The organism is uncultured Campylobacter sp., assembly GCF_938015785.1.
Taxonomy (GTDB): domain Bacteria; phylum Campylobacterota; class Campylobacteria; order Campylobacterales; family Campylobacteraceae; genus Campylobacter_B.
In genome coordinates, this window is sequence record NZ_CALLWC010000065.1 from 52,686 (window position 1) to 70,113 (window position 17,428).

Consider the following 17,428-nt stretch of genomic DNA (forward strand, 5'->3'; position numbering starts at 1 on the left):
TGGAGATTTATGCTCAGAGGCTTTTTTACAAATAGCGCAGGCACGCTGGTTTCGCGAGTTTTGGGTTTCGTGCGCGACCTGCTTACCGCATCGGTTTTGGGCGCGGGAATTTATAGCGATCTGTTTTTCGTAGCGTTTAAACTACCCAATCTTTTCCGCAGACTATTCGGTGAGGGTGCTTTTACGCAGGCGTTTTTGCCTAGCTTTACCGCCGCGCGTAAAAAAGGAATTTTTGCAGCCTCGGTACTTATTAAATTTAGCATTTTCATCGCGCTTCTAACGGCGCTCGTGCTGCTCGCCGCACCCGTTTTTACCAAAGTTTTGGCATACGGATTTAGCGCCGAGCAGATCGGTCTTGCCGTGCCATACGTGCGGATAAATTTTTTCTACCTCACGTTTATCTTCGTCGTTACGCTCTTTGCTTCGCTGCTTCAGTATCGCGACCACTTCGCTACGACGGCGTTTTCGACCGCACTTTTAAATTTAGCGATGATAGCGGCGCTTCTGCTGGCTCGCGGCAAGGACGGCGCCACGGCGGTGCTCTATCTTAGCTTCGGCGTCGTAGCGGGCGGGCTTTTGCAGCTTGCGGTGCACGTTTATGCGCTAAAATTTACCGGCATGCTGCGCGTCTTAGCGGGTGGCTTTGCGCGGCTTGCACGGGGCGATAAGCCGCAGACGCAGGGCTTTTATAAAAATTTTTTCGCAGGCGTGCTCGGCGCGTCGGCGCTTCAGCTAAGCTCGTTTATAGATACCTTTTTTGCAAGCTTCCTTGCTAGCGGCAGTATCAGCTATCTCTACTACGCCAACCGCATATTTCAGCTGCCGCTCGCGCTTTTTGCGATCGCGCTTAGCACGGCGATCTTTCCGCGTATGAGCAAATTCGTAAAAGCTCACGACGACGCGCAGGCTCTGGCGCTCGTGGAGCGCGGATTTTACTTCCTTTTGGCGCTGCTCGGGCTCTCTGCGATAGGCGGCGTGATGCTGCGAAACGAGATCACGCAGCTGCTATTTGAGCGCGGAGAATTTACCCGCCAAAATTCTATCGAATGCGCCGCGGTTCTTGGCGCATATATGGTAGGGCTCGTGCCGTTTGGGCTGTCTAGGATTTTTTCGCACTGGCTGTATGCGAATATGAAGCAGAAGCTAAGCGCGAAAATTTCGATCTGGTGCGTTTTTATAAACGTCGCTTTGTGTGCGCTGTTTTTTAAACCCTTCGGAGCCGTAGGGCTTGCGTTTGCAAGCACGATAACGGGGGCGTTTCTGCTCGGCTTCAACCTCTATTTTTTTGGATTTAATAACTTTTTGGCTATAATCCGCGCAAAAAAAATTATTGCGATCGCGGCGCTTTGTGCGGGCGAAGCGGCGATTTTATACATTTTAAAAGGCTTGTATTATGGTAATTTATGATAGTTTAAGCAAAAAGAAGCTCCCGTTTGAGCCCATTAGCAAGGGGTTGGCGCGCATTTACGCCTGCGGCCCGACCGTTTATGACGACGCGCATTTAGGGCATGCAAAAAGCGCCGTGAGCTTCGATCTGCTGCGCCGCGTACTACAAGCGGAGGGCTATGAGGTAAAATTTGCGCGAAATTTCACCGACATCGACGATAAAATTTTAAAAAAGATGGCGCAGACGGGCAAGAGCCTCGAGGAGATCACAGAATTTTACACCCGCAGATATTTGCAGGATATGAGCGCGCTAAACGTCGCGGACGCGAGCATTTCGCCCAAGGCGACCGAAAATATCGCCGCGATCTGCGAGCTCATATCCTCGCTTCTTCAAAAAGGCTTTGCCTACGAGATCGCGGGTGACGGCATCTACTTCGACACGCGCAAGGACGGGGATTATCTAAGTCTTAGCGGCAAAAAAGAGGGTGCCGGCAAAAACATCGCCCGCGTCGCCTCAAACGATGCCAAGCACGACGAGAAGGACTTCGTGCTGTGGAAATTTGACGAGAACTGGTTTGATAGCCCGTTTGGCAAAGGGCGCCCCGGCTGGCACAGTGAGTGCGTCGCGATGATTTTGGCGCACCTTGATAGCGGCGATCCGCATTTTTGCATCGACATTCACGCAGGCGGCGCCGATCTGCTCTTCCCGCATCACGAAAATGAAGCCGCGCAGTGCCGCTGCGCCCGCCATAGAGCGCTAAGCAAATACTGGCTTCACAACGGCTTCGTGCAAGTAAATAACGAAAAGATGAGCAAGAGCCTCGGCAATTCCTTTTTTGTAGGAGACGCCCTAAAAATCGCACCCGGCGAGGCGCTGAGATTTTATCTTTTAAGCTCGCATTACAGGGCAAATTTTAATTATTCGATAGCCGATCTGCTTGCGAGTAAAAAGAGGCTCGATAAAATTTACCGCCTTAAAAAGCGCGTCCGTGAGGTTTTGACTTCTGCTGCGGGACAGAATTCTACGTCCGAGCTGCCTGCTGCAGAGGCTAAATTTAGATCGGAGATGATGGAGTTTTTAAGCGACGATCTCAACACCTCAGGCGCGCTTGCGGTGCTTGATAGCTTTGTAGCAAGCGCGAACGAAGCGCTCGATCGCGCGCCGAAAGATAAGGCGCTAAAAGCCCGTATCGCCGCAAATTTAGAATTTGCAAAGCAGACGCTCGGAATTTTATATGAGGATGAGACCGAATACTTTCGCTTCGGCGTGAGCGAGCAGCAAAGAGCGCAGATCGAGGAGCTGATAAAACAGCGCGCGCAGGCGAAGGCGGAAAAGGACTTTGCAAGCGCGGATGCCATCAGGGCGCGCCTTACGGATATGAAAATCGAAGTGATGGACACGGCTAGCGGCACAGTTTGGGAGGTCGCAGCGGAGTAAAACGTAAAATTTAACGCAAAATTTTACGTTAAATTTTATGATTTTTACGATGCGAAGCGTAAATCTGAACGCTAATCCGCGCGAAAATTTTAGCGCGATTTTTATTCGGCGATATTCGTGGGTGCGCGCATCAATGAAAGTCACGATTTTATTTGGCGATACGGCTGATGCAGCGGCAAAACCACAAGGCAGGCTGCGATTTTCATTCGGTAGCGTGGTGAGTAAAAGTGCAATGCGGTGGCAGAGATGCGAAGTTGCGATACACGCGGTGTATATTACGATACGGCATTTGTGAGCGCTTTATGGGCACCTTAAAGAGCTCAATGTTTTAAAAATGGCTTTCGAAAGCGAAAGATCGTGATAAATAAAAACTAGCTCGCTTTAAGCGCTTAACGCTTTAAAAGCGGCAAATAAAAAAAGCTAAATCTCGGCGTCGCCCGCACGGTCGCCGCATGCGAGCGAGTTGATTTAGTGAGCTTGCGTAGCGCAAATTAGTCCCGTGTCGTAGCACAAATTTGTGCTGCCTCGCGGCCGAAATTCTAAAATTTAAGGAATTTTAGAATTATAAATTTTAGAATTTTAGGAATTTTTAGAATTATAAATTTTGGAATTTCAAGAATTTTGAAATTTCATGAATTTTTGGATTTTAAATTTTAAAAATTTTATAAAAAAGGATAGCATTTGAACGGCTTTAAAACTTTACTATCGCGCTTTAAGCCCTATTTTAGGGATTATAAGCCGCAGTTTGCATTGGCGATTTTGGGTATGGTGATGACGAGCGTGGCGACTGCTGCGAGCGCGAAGCTGGTCGAGCCCGTTTTAAATAAAATTTTCGTCGAAAAAAACGAGCCGTATCTCTATACGCTTCCGATTGCGATCATCGTGGTTTTCGCGATGAAAAGCGGCGGTGCGTTTATGCAAAACTACTTCACCGCCTTCATCGGTCAAGACACGGTGCGCCGCTTTCGCGACAGGCTCGTCGCAAGCCTCGTGCGGTTGGACGTGGATTTTTTCAACCGCTTCCGCACGGGCGAGCTAATCAGCCGCACGATCAACGACATAGAGCGTATCCGCGTCGTGGTTTCAAACATGATCCCCGATTTTTTCACGCAGATTATTACGATTTTGGGGCTTTTGGGTGTCGTGATCTATCAGAGTCCAAAGCTCTCGTTTTTCGCGCTAGTGGTCTTTCCGTGCGCGATATATCCGCTCTCGCGCCTTGCAAAGCGGATGAAAAAAATTTCGCGCGAGTCTCAAGAAAAAACATCCGATATCTCCTCGGCGCTCAGTCAAATTTACTCCAACATCGAAATCGTCAAGGCAAGCAACGCCGAGAGCTTTGAGGTGGAGAAATTTAACGCCGAAAACAGGAAATTTTTCGGTCTAAATTTAAAGGCGGTCGTAACGGCGTGCCTGGTAAGCCCGATCATGGAGATGCTAGGCGCCGTGGGCATCGCGGTGGTGATCATCGTCGGAGGGCAGGAGGTCATCGCGGGTCAGATGAGCATCGGCAGCTTTTTCAGCTTCCTTACGGCGCTTTTTATGGTTTACACCCCGATAAAAAAGGTCTCCTCGCTCTATAACAACATGCAAGACGCCATCGCAGCGAGCGAGCGGACGTTTGAGCTCATAGATTTGGAGCCTACGATCGTCGGAGGCGGCAAGCAGATGGGCGAGATAGGCTCGGTGAGCTTTTGCGACGTGTCGCTAAACTACGGCGACAAGGCGGCGCTAAAAGACATAAGCTTCAGCGTCAAAAAGGGCGAAATTTTAGCGCTCGTCGGAAACAGCGGCGGCGGCAAAAGCTCGGTCGTGAACCTTTTGATGCGCTTTTACGACGCAAGCAGCGGTAAAATTTTATTCAACGGCAACGACGAGATAGGCGAGTTTAGCATCCCTAGCCTGCGCGAAAACATCGGCCTCGTAAGCCAGCGCGTCTATATTTTCAACGATACGATCGCGCAAAACGTAAGCTACGGCGCGGAATTTAACGAGCAGCGCGTTATAGAAGCGCTCAAGCTCGCCAACGCCTATGAGTTCGTAAGCTCGATGAAGGATGGAATTTACACCGTGCTTAGCGAGTTCGGCGCAAATCTTAGCGGCGGACAGCGCCAGCGTATCGCCATCGCGCGCGCACTGTATAAAGACCCGCAAATTTTAATATTCGACGAGGCGACTTCTGCGCTGGATAATGCGAGCGAAAAGGAGATCTCAAACGTCATCGAAAAGATCAAACAAAGCAAAATCGTCTTTGTAATCGCCCACCGCCTATCCACGATCGAGCGCGCCGATAATATCGCCGTGATGAAAAACGGCCGCATCCTCGCTATCGGCACCGACGCAAAGCTGACGGGAGAGTGCGAGGAGTATCGCAGCCTAAAGGGGATCATGCAAAACGGCTAGAATTTTAAATTCTGCCCCTTTTGCGCCCCGGTTTTGCTCTATGAAATTTTAAAATTTTATCTTTGAAGCAAGCCGCATAAATTTATCCGCAAAGACCGAGGCTCTACTCTGAAATTTAGCCGCGCGGATAGCCGCTTTGGCTGCAGAACTTTTTAATAAAGCTCGATTCTTTGGTGCGATGAGGCACGACTGCTAGAGCTTTAACGTTTGGATTAAAATTTTATCTTAAAATTTCAGCGCTTCGTTGCGAGCCCGCCTCTAAATTTAAACGCTCGCGCCGTTTTAAAACCGCTGCGGTAAAATTTTATCGTACGCTGGGCTTTTCGGCGCACTACCTGCACTTGATCTTAGGCATCTGCGGTAAAATTTTAGCTTTATTTTCCTTTATAAATTTTCGCATCTTTTTAAAATCTCTATCCGAATCAAAATTTTTCGCGTATTGCACAAGTACAAGTCCGCAGCTTTGCATATCTGCAACCATTAGATCGACTTCATATTTATTGAAATTAGGATCTCCGGGAGCGGGCGGATTGAGGAGTATTATTATAGCTTGCGTATGGTTGGTCTTTAAAATGCCGAAGGAGCGTCGATCCTCTTGTTTTTTTCCCGCATTGGCCTCTTCGATCGCTTGATATATCCCATACGCATACTCATCGATATTTTTTACGTCGTTGAAATATGATATAGATACGAGCTTACTCCAGCCAAATCCTTCCTCACCGTTTAAAAAATAATATGCCGCCGCAAGATTTTTATACTTTCTGGTAAAAGTTTCTCCATCTATCTTAATGCTATACGGTAACTCTATCGCGCTATATGCTTCCTTTACCTTGGGATCCTCCAATATATATACCTTGCCTCGAAACGCCGCGCATCCGCCAAATATCGCCGCCAGTAAAAATGCGGTTAAAATTTTTAATCTCATACCCGCTCCTTCAAAATTTCAAATATTTTGCCATAAAAACCGAGCTTTAATCAATAAAAGGCTACAATACGCCAAATTTAATTCCAAGGGAAAGTCATTGTTTGAATCTATGCGCGCGGCACGCTCGCTAAGCCCCCTATTTCTAGGGATTTTCTTTATGTTTATCGGCGACGCGCTAGTCATCGCAAGCGCGGGCATCATGCTAAAAGAATCCGGCCACAGCGAGCTTGAGATCGGAGCGATTTCTGCGTTTTTCTTTTTAGGTGCGATCTTTAGCGGCTTTTTCGTGCCTTCGATAATCGGCGCGCTCTCGTACGTGCGGGCATACGCGGTCTTTACGGCGCTTTTCGGAATTGCTGCAATGCTGCACGATCTTGGCTCAAACCTCGTGTATTGGGCAATTTTGCGCTTCATTTTGGGCTTTTGCTACTACGCGCTTTTGATGATAATCGAAAGCTGGATAAACTCAAAGATCACAAACTCCATCCGCTCCCGCGTGCTGGCGATCTACGAAGCGGTTTTTTACGGCGCGTTTGCGATAGGAGTTGCAATTTTAGCGCTAAATTTCGGAACGATGAAGGTCTTCGTGCTAAGCGCGTTTTTCATCATTCTGGCGCTGCTGCCGGTAAATTTAATCCGCTTCAACCCTCCCAGAGTTCCCGCTCGTATGCGAGTTTCGATGCCGCAAATTTCGATCGTGCCGCCGCTTGCGTTTGCGACGGTGGTTTGCGCGGGCATTTTGATTAACGGCTTTTTTTCGATGGCGAGCGTTTTCGTGCTAAGCGCAGGGCTTGGAGTGGGCTCGGTGGGCGCATTTATGGGATCGGCGATGGTCGGAGGTTTCCTATCGCAGCTCGTCTGCGGCGTAATCTCTGACAAATTCGGCCGCAAACGCGCCATAATGATAGTTTGCGCTATCGGCATCGTAGCTTGCGCAGCGCTATTTTTTGCCAAGAGCTTCATCCTAACATGCGCGCTTGCGTTGATGTTGGGATTTGGCGCTTTCCCTTTGTATTCGCTTGCCATAGCGCGCGCAAACGACTCCATCACCGGCGAGGGCGCATCTCGCGTGCAAATTTCGGCGGCGATGCTTTTTATCTATTCGAGCGCGTCGCTCTGCTCGCCTTTGATAATCGGCGCGATGATGAAATTTTTGGGCGCAAACGGCTTTATCTTGGTGTTTTTCGCAGCGATGAGCTTTTTATTTATATTTGCTATCTTCCGCCCCGAGATCGCGCCGAAAAGATAGCTTTAAAATTTTAAATTTTTTCGTAGATCAAAAATTTATAATAAAACGCCGCGATTGCAAACATAAAGCCCATGCCGAAGGTGATTTGCGAAAGCGAAAATCCAAGCTCGAAAAAAAATCCGATCGCAGCCGACACGAGCGTCGCGACGATGAAATACGCCATGTCGTTGTAGGCGATAACGCGCCCGAAAAACTCCCTATCGACGTGACTTTGCAGCTGCGTAAAAGAATACGACCACACCGTCGTGATGAAAAATCCCGCCGCGATCATGCCCGCAAACGAAAGCCAGTAGTTAAACTCCAGTGCCGCCCACAGCGCGATGCCCGCAAACTGCCCCAGCAATAGCCAAAAAAACGTATGTTTATTCACGATCTTGCTTAGCCATATCTGTCCGAAAAACGCAGCCGCCGAGCGCGACATATTCATAAGCCCGATGACTAGCGAGGCGCTTAAAATTTCTTTATATTTATACTTCGCAAGAAGCGCGATGAGATTGTCGTAGGTAGTGACGGCGACGAAAGCGTGAAGGACGATGAGATGCACCACCAAAGGATGCGAGCGCAGATAAGAAAAGCCCTCCTTTAGCATCTTAAACACGGGCCCTGGCGCGTTTCTTGCGAGGTCTTTAAAATTTAGCCGCAGCAGGATGAAAAACGAAAAAACATATAAACAAAAATCCAAAATAAACGCCGCTCGCACGCCGAAATAGTGGATAAAAATACCCGCGCTCGCCATACCGAAAGTATATGTGACCGTCCAGATAATGCCCGTCATCTCGTTAGCAAGCTTGAGATAGGGGCGGCTTAGAAATTTTGGTAGCGTAGATGATTCGGTTTGAAAAAACAGCGTGCCTGCGACACTGCGCACGACCACGATCAAAAGCAGCAGCCACAAATAATCCAAGCTATCGATAAAAATCAGCATGAAAATACTGATCATCTCGGTTATGAACATCGCCGTCATCAGCGGCTTTGGTTGAAATTTATCCACGATGATGCCGTTAATGGGCGCTAAAAAAACGTTCGGCACGAACGAAACGACGCCCACTGCCGTAATCGCCCACACCGGCGCGCCAAGTTCAATCAGCAGCGTAGCGATCCCAACGACCGAAAACCACAAGCCGAACATACATATAAAACCCGCCGAAAAGAGCAGGCGGTAGTTGCGCGAATGGCGAAGCAGCACGATGTATCTGATCATAAAATTTTATCCTGTAAATTTATATAAAAAATCTAGCGAAATTGTATCACGACGCGCCTTAAAAGCCAAAATAAGCTAAAAATGCTATAATTGCGAAATTTTAATTCAGGAGTGAAAATGGAAGGGTTCGTAACTACGGTAATAGTATTTTGCGTCCTCATCGCGGCAATTCTAAAGATGGGGGTCAAGATCGTCTCGCAATCGGAAATTTTAATCATCGAGCGGCTGGGTCGCTTTCACAAGGTGCTCGACGGCGGCTTTCACATCATCGTGCCGTTTTTTGACGCGGTACGCGCGAAAATGAGCGTGCGCGAGCAGCTGGTAGACATCAGCAAACAGCAAGTCATCACTAAAGATAACGTCAACATAAGCGTCGATGGTATCGTGTTTTTAAAAGTCATCGACGGCAAGATGGCGCTTTACAACGTCGAGGATTATCGCCGCGCGATTTCAAATTTAGCGATGACGACGCTACGTAGCGCGATCGGCGAGATGAGCTTAGACAGCACGCTTAGCTCGCGCGATCAGCTAAATTCCAAGCTGCAAATCGCTCTGGGCGACGCCGCGGATAACTGGGGCGTAAAGATCATGCGCGTGGAGATCTCCGAAATTTCGGTACCGCACGGCATCGAAGAGGCGATGAATATGCAGATGAAGGCCGAGCGCGAAAAGCGCGCGATCGAGCTTAAAGCCGAAGCGGAAAAAGCGGCTCTCATCCGAAACGCCGAAGCGCTAAAGCAGGAGAAGGTGCTCGAAGCCGAGGCGATCGAGCGTATGGCGGATGCGAAAAAATATGAGCAGATTGCGCTTGCGCAAGGTCAAAAAGATGCGATGGACAGTATAAATTTAGCGATGAGCGCTTCCAGCTTTGCGGCGGAATACCTGCTCGCGCAGGGTCGCGTAAATGCTTTCAGCGAGCTGTCCAAAAACCCGAGCAAGGATAAAATTTTGATCCCTTACGAAACGAGCGAGCTTATCGGCTCTCTTAGCGTGCTTAAAGAATTCCTCGGCAAAAACGGCGCGAAGGAGCTCAAATGAACGCGCTGATTTTTATCATAATCGGCGTGATTTTGGCGATCGTCGAGCTTTTGGTGATGGATTTTACCTTTATATTTTTCAGCGCCGGATTTTTCATCACGGGGCTATTGAGCTTCGGCTTTCATCTTGATTGGGATGTGCAAATTTTGCTTTCGTTTGTGCTTTCTTTCGTACTTCTAATCGTACTTAAAAGGCCGCTTAAATCGCGATTTTTCAAACCAGAAGAGAAACATGAGGATAATTTTTTAGACGAAAGCGGCACCGGCACCGTCAAAAACGGCATGGTCTATTTCAAAGGCACGTTTTGGAAAAGCGATGAAATTTCAGATCTTAACGATGGCGATCGCGTCGAAATTTTAGGCGTAAAAAACGGCCAGATCGTGCTTAAAAAAGATAGTAGTCGAAATTCTAGCGGTGTAGACGGCGTAAATTTAAATGACGGCGACGCAAATTTAGGCGGTGCGGACAGCACGAGTGCCGACGATAAAAATTCTAATGCCGCCGCGAGCGATGCAAATTTAAAGGGAGCCAATGGCTAGAATGAGCGCCGATGAGGCGCTAGAGCTGATCGAGCACGCCGATCTAAACGAGCTTGGGCGCGCGGCGTTTGCGCGCAAGCGCGAGCTGCATCCGGATCGCGTCACGACCTTCATCATCGATCGAAATATAAACTACACCAACGCCTGCATGATAGATTGCAAATTTTGCGCATTTTATCGCCACGCAAGCGACGCGGACGCCTATGTGCTGAGCTTTGAGCAGATCGGCGAAAAGATCGAGGAGCTCATCGCCGTGGGCGGTACGCAAATTTTATTTCAAGGCGGCGTTCATCCGAAGCTGAAAATCGAATGGTACGAGGATCTCGTGGAGTTCATCCACAAAAATTACCCGAGCATCACGATCCACGGCTTCTCGGCGATTGAGATCGATTATATCGCGCGCCTTAGCGGCATCAGCACGCTTGAAGTGCTTCGTAGGCTGCAAGCCAAGGGGCTTTACTCGATGCCGGGAGCTGGAGCCGAAATTTTAAGCGACCGCGTGCGAGAGCTAGTAGCGCCGCGCAAAAGCGACAGCGCCACGTGGCTTAGAGTGCACGAGGAGGCGCACGACATTGGCATGAAAACGACCGCCACGATGATGTTCGGCACGCTTGAAAGCACGCGCGAGATCGTAGAGCACTGGGATAAAATCCGCGAGCTACAAGACCGCACGGGCGGCTTTCGAGCGTTCATTTTATGGAGCTTTCAGGGGCAAAACACCCGCCTTTTGCGCGAGCATCCAGAGATCAAAAAGCAAAGCCCGAACCGCTACCTGCGCCTACTCGCCGTCTCGCGGCTATTTTTGGATAATTTCAATAACGTCCAAAGCAGCTGGGTCACGCAGGGCAGCTACATCGGGCAGCTGGCGCTGAAATTCGGCGCGAACGATCTGGGAAGCACGATGATGGAGGAAAACGTCGTAAAGGCGGCGGGCGCGAGTTTTCGGATGAGCAAAGACGAGATGATAGCGCTAATCCGCGACGTGGACGAAATACCCGCCAAGCGCAACACCAACTACGATATTTTGGAGACGTACGCTTAGGTGCGGGCTTTTGCGCGTTTACGGCAGGAATTTATGCGCTTGCGGCTAGAATATAGCGGTAGAATTTTGTCTTAAAACAGATAGCGAATTTTCGTGATCGTGAGCGTGGAATTTCGCGGCAGGATTTAAAATTTTGATATCGGTACGGGTTCAAATTTACGGATGCAAGTGAAATTTATGTAATAAAATTTCATTCCGCTATGGAATTTCGCCTTAAAATTTTTTTGACGCGAAATTTCGCGCCGCAAGATCAATGCGACCGAGACGGCACGTGAGAGACATTTCGTTTACAACGCTTGCCGTGTTTGAGTACGGATATATTTCGTCTCGTACTGCAAATACGGCGCGGCGCGCTGTTTTGGGCGCTGAAATTTTACAAAAAAGCGGTGCGATTAAATTTAAAATTTTAAGCAGGATGAGTAAAACCGTCCGAGCGTAAAATTTTAAAGCGAGTTTGAACGAAATTTTGAAAACTTGTTTTAGCGAAATTTTTAAAACGAGCCCGGCGCAAATTTTAAAAGCGGCGCGGCTATGTCAAAATTTTAAAACCGCGCCCGTAAGAACGATGAAATTTAAAAATTTTATAAAGGAAAACGATGGAAAAAAAAGAGATTTCACTTAAAACCAAAGGCGGTAAGAGCGCTAAAATCGACTTTTTGTATCAATTCGACGATTCGCTGCCGGTGGCGAGCTTCAAGCTAATTTTCAAAGCAAGCGGTGCGGTGAGCGAGAAGACCCTGGGTCTTGCGCGCATCTGCGCGGGCGTTTTGGGCGAGGGCTCAAAGACGCTGGGAGTGAGCGAATTCCACCGCAAGCTCGATATCCGCGCGGTCGAAATCAGTGCCGCGAGCAATTTTGAAACCTTCGGCATCCAGCTAAACTGCCTAAAAGAGCACTTCGATTTCGGCCTAGATATGCTGCGAGAGCTGCTTAGTGAGCCCAATTTAACGCCCTCGGTGCTCGAAAAGCTAAAAATGCAAACCATAGGCGAGATCGCCGTGCTAAAAAGCGAGTTCGATTACATCGCGACGTGCAACCTAAAAGCGCTTCTGTATCCGCGCACGAGGCTCGAGCGGCCGCTTATAGGCGACGAGGCGAGCATAGAGCGGATCACGATGAAGGACGTGCGGGAATTTTTCGCCTCGCTGAGTTTAGAGAATTTATACGTCGTTTTATGCGGCGACGTGAGCGATAAAAACCCAAAAATCGCGGAAATTTTGAGCCTCTTTACAAACGGAGAAAAGCGCGAGCTGCCGTTTTTCACGCCGAGCGATGCGAAAAAAATAAAGATCCAAAAGGAGCAGACACAGCAAGCCTACATCTACTTCGGTGCGCCCTTTACGCTGCCAAAGGAGCAGGAGTTCATCGCAAACACCGCGCTATTCGTGCTCGGAAGCAGCGGTTTCGGCAGCAGGCTGATGGAGCGCATCCGCGTCAAACACGGCCTTGCGTACTCAGTCTATGCGCGCGGCGATTTCGAGCTTAGCCACCGCGAGTTTTGGGGCTATCTGCAGACCAAAAACGAAAATTTGCAAAACGCCGCCGCGCTCGTAAAAGAGGAGATCGCGAAATTTATCGCCTCGGGCGTGAGCGAAGCGGAGCTGAAAAGCGCTAAAAAATTCCTAATCGGAAGCGCAGTGCTGCAAAAAGAGACGATGTTTAAGCGCGCAGCGATCGCACAGAGCGAGTATTACAAGGGCTATGTATTCGGCGAGTTCGAGCGAAATTTAAAGCGCATCGAGACGCTAAAACTCGGGGCGCTCAATGATTTCATCAAGTCGCACGACGAGATCATGAACCTAAGTTTTTCCGTCATTTGCGACGAGGCAGCTGCGAAAAAGGGGCTTAAAATTTAGTCCGTCGCGGCACAGCGAGTGCATACCTGCGACCGGCTTAAAATTTGGGTAAATTTTAAAATTTGTAAAGCGGCGCGGATAATATTAAGGCGCGAACGGCGCTAAATTTTACTTTTGCGCTCCGTTTGCGGACGGCTTGCGTTTTTAAATTTAAAACCGTGCTTGCGTCGCGCTAAAACTTGCGGGGCTTTGCAAAAGTAATTAAATTTGCAAGCCCTACAAGAGCGGCTAAATTTAAAGGCGCGCCGTGCACGACTCGGTAAAATTTCAGCGCGCAAAATAAAGCCCGATTTCGCACGCCGTCTGTAAGCCGCGCCGTGAAATTTCAAGCGATCGCGCTATGTTTTAAAACGAGGTGTGCACCGCAAAGACGCGGTTGCCAAACAAAGTGCGCGCAAACGAGTAAAATTTATGGGCGAAGCCGGCGAGCAAATTTGCCGCAATGGGCGAAATTCCGAGCAAATTTAGGCAAGCGTTCGATGCGGCGCGTAAAATTTCGATCAAATTTAGGCGAGTGATTTCGCTTCGGCGCGTAAAATTTCACAGCGCAAGGGCTTAAACGCCTATCAAATTTAAAGGATGAAAATTGATTTTTGAAGCAAAAGACGCGGCAGCGCTGCAAAAGGCGGGCATTACGACGCTTTTGGATCTGGCGCTGCTTCTGCCCAAAAGCTTCGACGATCTAAGCGTTAGAGACGCGCCCCGCGCGGGCGAGAGCACGGCGGAGGTCGAGTGCCTCTTCCAGCACAGGCGCGGCTCGATGCTCATCGTCACGGCGCACTGCCTCAGCTGGGAGCGCGAGATCAAAATAGTGATCTTCAACGCCAAAAGCTGGCACTTCGGCGCCTTTAAGCGCGGCAAAAAATTTTTCATCCACGGCAAATGCGACGAGAGCTTCGGCTCGTGGCAGTTCGTAAACCCAAAAATCGTAAGCGAGCCGGGCAGGATCGCGCCCAAATACAAAGCCGCGCTGAGCGACGCCGCGGCGCAAAAGCTGATCAAAAAATATCTAAGCGCGGGCGCGCTTCTAGGCTGCGGGCTGCGCGCGGACGAGGCGGCGGTACTGCTTGCGCTACACGAGAGCTCGCCGCGCAGCGTGCGAATGCTAGCCGCGCTAAATAGGCAGCTCAAGGAAGGCGGCGCGGAAAATTTTAGCGAGCGCGACGACGTTTCAAACAGCGGCAAAATTCCGAATGGGAATGAAATTTTAAGAGGCGAAATTCCAAGCAGCGATAAAATTTTAAATGGCGATGGAATTTCAGATAATAGCAAAATCCCAAACTCGCAAAGCCCCGCCGCCGCCAAAATTTTAAACGGCAGATCGCAAAACGGTGAAATTTTTAGGAGTAAAATTTCAAACTATCCGCAAAGCGGCGGAGCTCTTGCCTGCGAAGCAAAGCACGGCGCGGAGAATGAAATTTTAAGCGGCGGAATTCCAAATGGCGCAGAAGCCTCGCCCAGCCAAAATATCCACAGCGGAGAGGCTGTGAGCGATAAAATTTTGGACGGCGAGGAACCTCAGGCGCGCGAGGAGGAGATTTATAACGACGAAAATTTTAACGTCCAAAGCGACGAGGATTTTTTTGCCGCAAACGGCGCCGAGGCGCGCAAGGATGAAATTTCAGACGATCTCAAAAGCGACAATGATGCGGCGGCGAGCGGCGATAAAATTTCAAAAAATCTAGTATACGACACCCGAGCAATGGCACGGTCAGCAGACACTCGAGCTTTGACCGCGCAACCCATGCTAACTCATGTCGCGCCCGAGCAGTCCATAGCCGAGCAAGCCGCAGTCGCAAAACAAAATTTAAGCACCCAAGACATAGATACGCAACCCACAGCCGCCCAAACTCAAGACGTAGATACGCAATCCGCAGCAATCCAAACTTCAAGCCAAGTAGCGAGCGCGCAATTCGCGACCACCCAAACTTTGAACGCACAAGCTACGGGAGTGCAGCCCGTATGCGATCAAACCAAAAATATTCAGACGGCAACGGCTGTGCAGACCACAGAGCCTACGATCGCTCAAAATGCAAGCGCCGATGCTGTTCAAGACGCGCTCGCCGCACCGATGAGCGCTTCACGCGATTGTGCCGTGCAGCCTACGCATTATCAAACTGAAATTATCCAGACCGCAGCCGCCCAAGCTACAACCGCCATACCTACAATAGCTCAAATTGCAAGAGACGCTGGAACTGTCCATGCCGCCAAGACCGCTCGGGCCGTAGCCGTCGCAGAGATGAGCGGAGCTGCGATTTTACGTACGCTGAAATTTGTAGAAATTCTAAACTACCTGCAAAAACTAAGCGCGAAAAAAACGAGTTTCCCGGCGCAAATTTACCCATTGCACGACATTTCGGATTGGCTTGCTTCACTTCCTTTTGAGCCTACGCGCGATCAGCTAAGCGCGATAAAGGATATTGCTAGCGATCTGCAAAGCCCTCTGGCGCGCCGCCGCGTCGTCATGGGCGACGTAGGTAGCGGCAAGACTCTCGTGATCCTCGCGAGCGCGGCTATGAACTATCCGCGCATCAGCTATCTGATGGCGCCTACGAGCATCCTAGCCGAGCAAATTTACGCCGAAGCTCTCCGTCTGCTGCCGCCGCAGATCAAAGTCCTACTCGTAAAAAGCGGCGATCGCGAGCCGAATTTTGCGGGCGCGCACCTTATCATCGGCACTCACGCCCTGCTCTACCACGAGCTCGCGCCGTCAAATCTCATAATGGTCGATGAGCAGCACCGCTTCGGCTCCAACCAGCGCGAAAAGATCGCGCGCCTAACGGGAAGCGGCGAGTTTCGCGCGCATTTTATTCAGTTTAGCGCCACGCCGATACCGCGCACGTTAAGCATGATCCAATCCGAGCTCGTGAGCTTTAGCTTTTTAAAACAGCTGCCGTTTGAAAAACAGATCAAAACCAAAATCCTGCAAAACGACGGATTTACGGGCTTTATGCAGGATCTGCGCCGAGAGCTCGCCGCGGGCAATCAAGCAATCATCGTCTATCCGCTCGTGCAGCAAAGCGAAAGCTCGGTCTATCAAAGCCTTGAGGAGGCGGCGCCGTTTTGGAAGGCTCAGTTTGCGGACGTGATGATTACTCACGGCAGCGACAAGGACAAGGAGGAGATCCTGCGCCGCTTCCGAGACGAGGGGCGACTGCTGATAACCACGACGATCGTCGAAGTGGGCATCTCGCTGCCGCGGCTTAGCGTCATTTTAATCGTGGGTGCCGAGCGGATGGGGCTCGCGTCGCTTCATCAGCTGCGCGGGCGCGTCGGACGCAAAGGCCAGGCGGGGCGCTGCTACCTCTACACCAAGCTCAAATCTCCGCCGCAGCGCCTGCGCGAGTTCGCAGCGACGCTGGATGGATTTAAGCTCGCAAATATCGATCTGAAAAACCGCCAAGGGGGCGATCTGCTGGGCGGCTCGGTGCAGCACGGCGCGATGTTTGCGTGGTATGATTACGAAGAGGACGTGACGGCTGCGGCAAAGCAGCGGCTAAAGGACATAGGACGGGGCGCGTGAAATTCTACGAGATGCGATAGAATTTAAACGTAATTTTAGCCGCGGCAAAATTTTACGAAGCGAATGCGATTATGAGGTAATGAGCGATCTGATATAAAATTTGAAATTTCACGGTGCAGATTGCATCGGATAAAATTTAGAGCTTTACCAAGCGTCGTTTGCTTTTAATTTCTAAAATTTATGCAACTTAAAGTCCAAAAAAAGGAGAGCAAAATGGCTTACGTGACCTACGACAAGGCAAAATGGCACTGGGGCGCGAAAAATGCGCCGACTGACATTCCGCAGGAAAACGGCGCGACGCACATCGCGTTTTTCTTCCGCTGGTGTATGGAGCGCAAGCTCTACTCCAAGGACTTCGCGGCGGATTTCGCGGGCGATATAGCGCGGATGGACGATAGCTTTGATTATCGTCAGTATTTTTTTGGCGCCATGGACGGCGTGCTGAGCAGCGATGAGCTAAACACTGCGGGCAAGGCCTTTGCGAAGGCCTACTACACCACGGACCGCACGAAATTTGCCAAAACGCACGGCTGGTATTTGCAGGATTACGACGATTTCGTCGCGCGAAAATTTGGCGATAAAAACTTCGACAACGCCTATTTTTACATAGAAAACTCGCCGCAAAATTACGCCGAGATCAAAGAGATCATCGATCGCCGCTACGAGGAATTCTTGAGCTTCAAGGCGGCGAGGTAGAAATTTTACCGCCGAGCTTAACCGGTTTAAAATACACGCCTAAGCCGAAACGGCGCGCGATGCAAATAAGTAAAACCGACATAAAACCGCGAGCGGCAGGGCTTAAAATTTAGGAAAATTTAACTATAATCG

At 49.8% G+C, this 17,428-nt stretch carries 11 protein-coding genes and 1 pseudogene; 10 read left to right on the forward strand and 2 right to left on the reverse strand.

The features are described from left to right. Positions 1–9 precede the first annotated feature (9 nt). The 3 genes from murJ to Q0393_RS09270 all read left to right on the forward strand — a co-directional run bounded on the left by murJ (position 10) and on the right by Q0393_RS09270 (position 5,227). The gene (murJ, locus tag Q0393_RS09260; protein WP_298979689.1) at positions 10–1,407 is read left to right on the forward strand and encodes a murein biosynthesis integral membrane protein MurJ; all 1,398 of its coding nucleotides are present in this window, start codon (positions 10–12) and stop codon (positions 1,405–1,407) included. Beyond that, on the forward strand, positions 1,394–2,824 hold the full coding sequence (cysS, locus tag Q0393_RS09265) for a cysteine--tRNA ligase (protein WP_298979691.1): 1,431 nt from the start codon (positions 1,394–1,396) through the stop codon (positions 2,822–2,824). The genes murJ and cysS overlap by 14 nt, the downstream gene beginning before the upstream one ends. Positions 2,825–3,505: 681 nt before the next feature. After that, positions 3,506–5,227 carry an ABC transporter ATP-binding protein gene (locus tag Q0393_RS09270; RefSeq protein ID WP_298979692.1) on the forward strand — a complete coding sequence of 574 codons (1,722 nt, stop codon included), beginning with the start codon at positions 3,506–3,508 and terminating at the stop codon, positions 5,225–5,227. A gap of 331 nt (positions 5,228–5,558) precedes the next feature. Here Q0393_RS09270 and Q0393_RS09275 read toward each other — a convergent pair whose 3' ends face one another. Next, a complete protein-coding gene (locus tag Q0393_RS09275; RefSeq protein ID WP_298979694.1) occupies positions 5,559–6,152 on the reverse strand; it encodes a hypothetical protein in 594 nt (197 codons plus the stop codon). A gap of 97 nt (positions 6,153–6,249) precedes the next feature. Between Q0393_RS09275 and Q0393_RS09280 the strand changes: the two genes are divergently transcribed. Continuing rightward, positions 6,250–7,401, forward strand: coding sequence for an MFS transporter (locus Q0393_RS09280; protein WP_298979696.1), 1,152 nt, complete (start codon positions 6,250–6,252; stop codon positions 7,399–7,401). Between the two features lie 10 nt (positions 7,402–7,411). Here Q0393_RS09280 and Q0393_RS09285 read toward each other — a convergent pair whose 3' ends face one another. Next, entirely contained in the window at positions 7,412–8,602 is a 1,191-nt protein-coding gene (locus Q0393_RS09285) for an MFS transporter (RefSeq protein ID WP_298979698.1), read from the reverse strand. 117 nt (positions 8,603–8,719) lie between these two features. On the opposite strand from Q0393_RS09285, the gene Q0393_RS09290 reads away from it, so the two are divergent. The 6 genes and pseudogenes from Q0393_RS09290 (at position 8,720) to Q0393_RS09315 (ending at position 17,296) form a co-directional block, all read left to right on the forward strand. Next, on the forward strand, positions 8,720–9,640 hold the full coding sequence (locus Q0393_RS09290; protein WP_298043472.1) for a stomatin-like protein: 921 nt from the start codon (positions 8,720–8,722) through the stop codon (positions 9,638–9,640). After that, positions 9,637–10,179, forward strand: coding sequence for an NfeD family protein (locus tag Q0393_RS09295; RefSeq protein WP_298979700.1), 543 nt, complete (start codon positions 9,637–9,639; stop codon positions 10,177–10,179). The genes Q0393_RS09290 and Q0393_RS09295 overlap by 4 nt, the downstream gene beginning before the upstream one ends. Continuing rightward, on the forward strand, positions 10,172–11,221 hold the full coding sequence (locus Q0393_RS09300; RefSeq protein ID WP_298979701.1) for a dehypoxanthine futalosine cyclase: 1,050 nt from the start codon (positions 10,172–10,174) through the stop codon (positions 11,219–11,221). The genes Q0393_RS09295 and Q0393_RS09300 overlap by 8 nt, the downstream gene beginning before the upstream one ends. Positions 11,222–11,817: 596 nt before the next feature. Continuing rightward, positions 11,818–13,077, forward strand: a complete 1,260-nt coding sequence (locus tag Q0393_RS09305; RefSeq protein ID WP_298979703.1) for a pitrilysin family protein — start codon at positions 11,818–11,820, stop codon at positions 13,075–13,077. A gap of 2,236 nt (positions 13,078–15,313) precedes the next feature. Further along, positions 15,314–16,600, forward strand: a pseudogene (recG, locus tag Q0393_RS09310) (ATP-dependent DNA helicase RecG); the annotation flags it as partial. Between the two features lie 213 nt (positions 16,601–16,813). Then, positions 16,814–17,296, forward strand: coding sequence for a hypothetical protein (locus Q0393_RS09315; RefSeq protein WP_298979705.1), 483 nt, complete (start codon positions 16,814–16,816; stop codon positions 17,294–17,296). The last annotated feature ends 132 nt before the right edge of the window (positions 17,297–17,428 follow it).

Bases quoted from the DNA above. Each gene is read 5' to 3' on its own strand.
- murJ (WP_298979689.1), top strand. From the start codon at position 10: ATGCTCAGAGGCTTTTTTACAAATAGCGCAGGCACGCTGGTTTCGCGA.
- cysS (WP_298979691.1), top strand. From the start codon at position 1,394: ATGGTAATTTATGATAGTTTAAGCAAAAAGAAGCTCCCGTTTGAGCCC.
- Q0393_RS09275 (WP_298979694.1), bottom strand. From the start codon at position 6,152: ATGAGATTAAAAATTTTAACCGCATTTTTACTGGCGGCGATATTTGGC.
- Q0393_RS09285 (WP_298979698.1), bottom strand. From the start codon at position 8,602: ATGATCAGATACATCGTGCTGCTTCGCCATTCGCGCAACTACCGCCTG.
- Q0393_RS09290 (WP_298043472.1), top strand. From the start codon at position 8,720: ATGGAAGGGTTCGTAACTACGGTAATAGTATTTTGCGTCCTCATCGCG.
- Q0393_RS09295 (WP_298979700.1), top strand. From the start codon at position 9,637: ATGAACGCGCTGATTTTTATCATAATCGGCGTGATTTTGGCGATCGTC.
- Q0393_RS09300 (WP_298979701.1), top strand. From the start codon at position 10,172: ATGGCTAGAATGAGCGCCGATGAGGCGCTAGAGCTGATCGAGCACGCC.
- Q0393_RS09305 (WP_298979703.1), top strand. From the start codon at position 11,818: ATGGAAAAAAAAGAGATTTCACTTAAAACCAAAGGCGGTAAGAGCGCT.
- Q0393_RS09315 (WP_298979705.1), top strand. From the start codon at position 16,814: ATGGCTTACGTGACCTACGACAAGGCAAAATGGCACTGGGGCGCGAAA.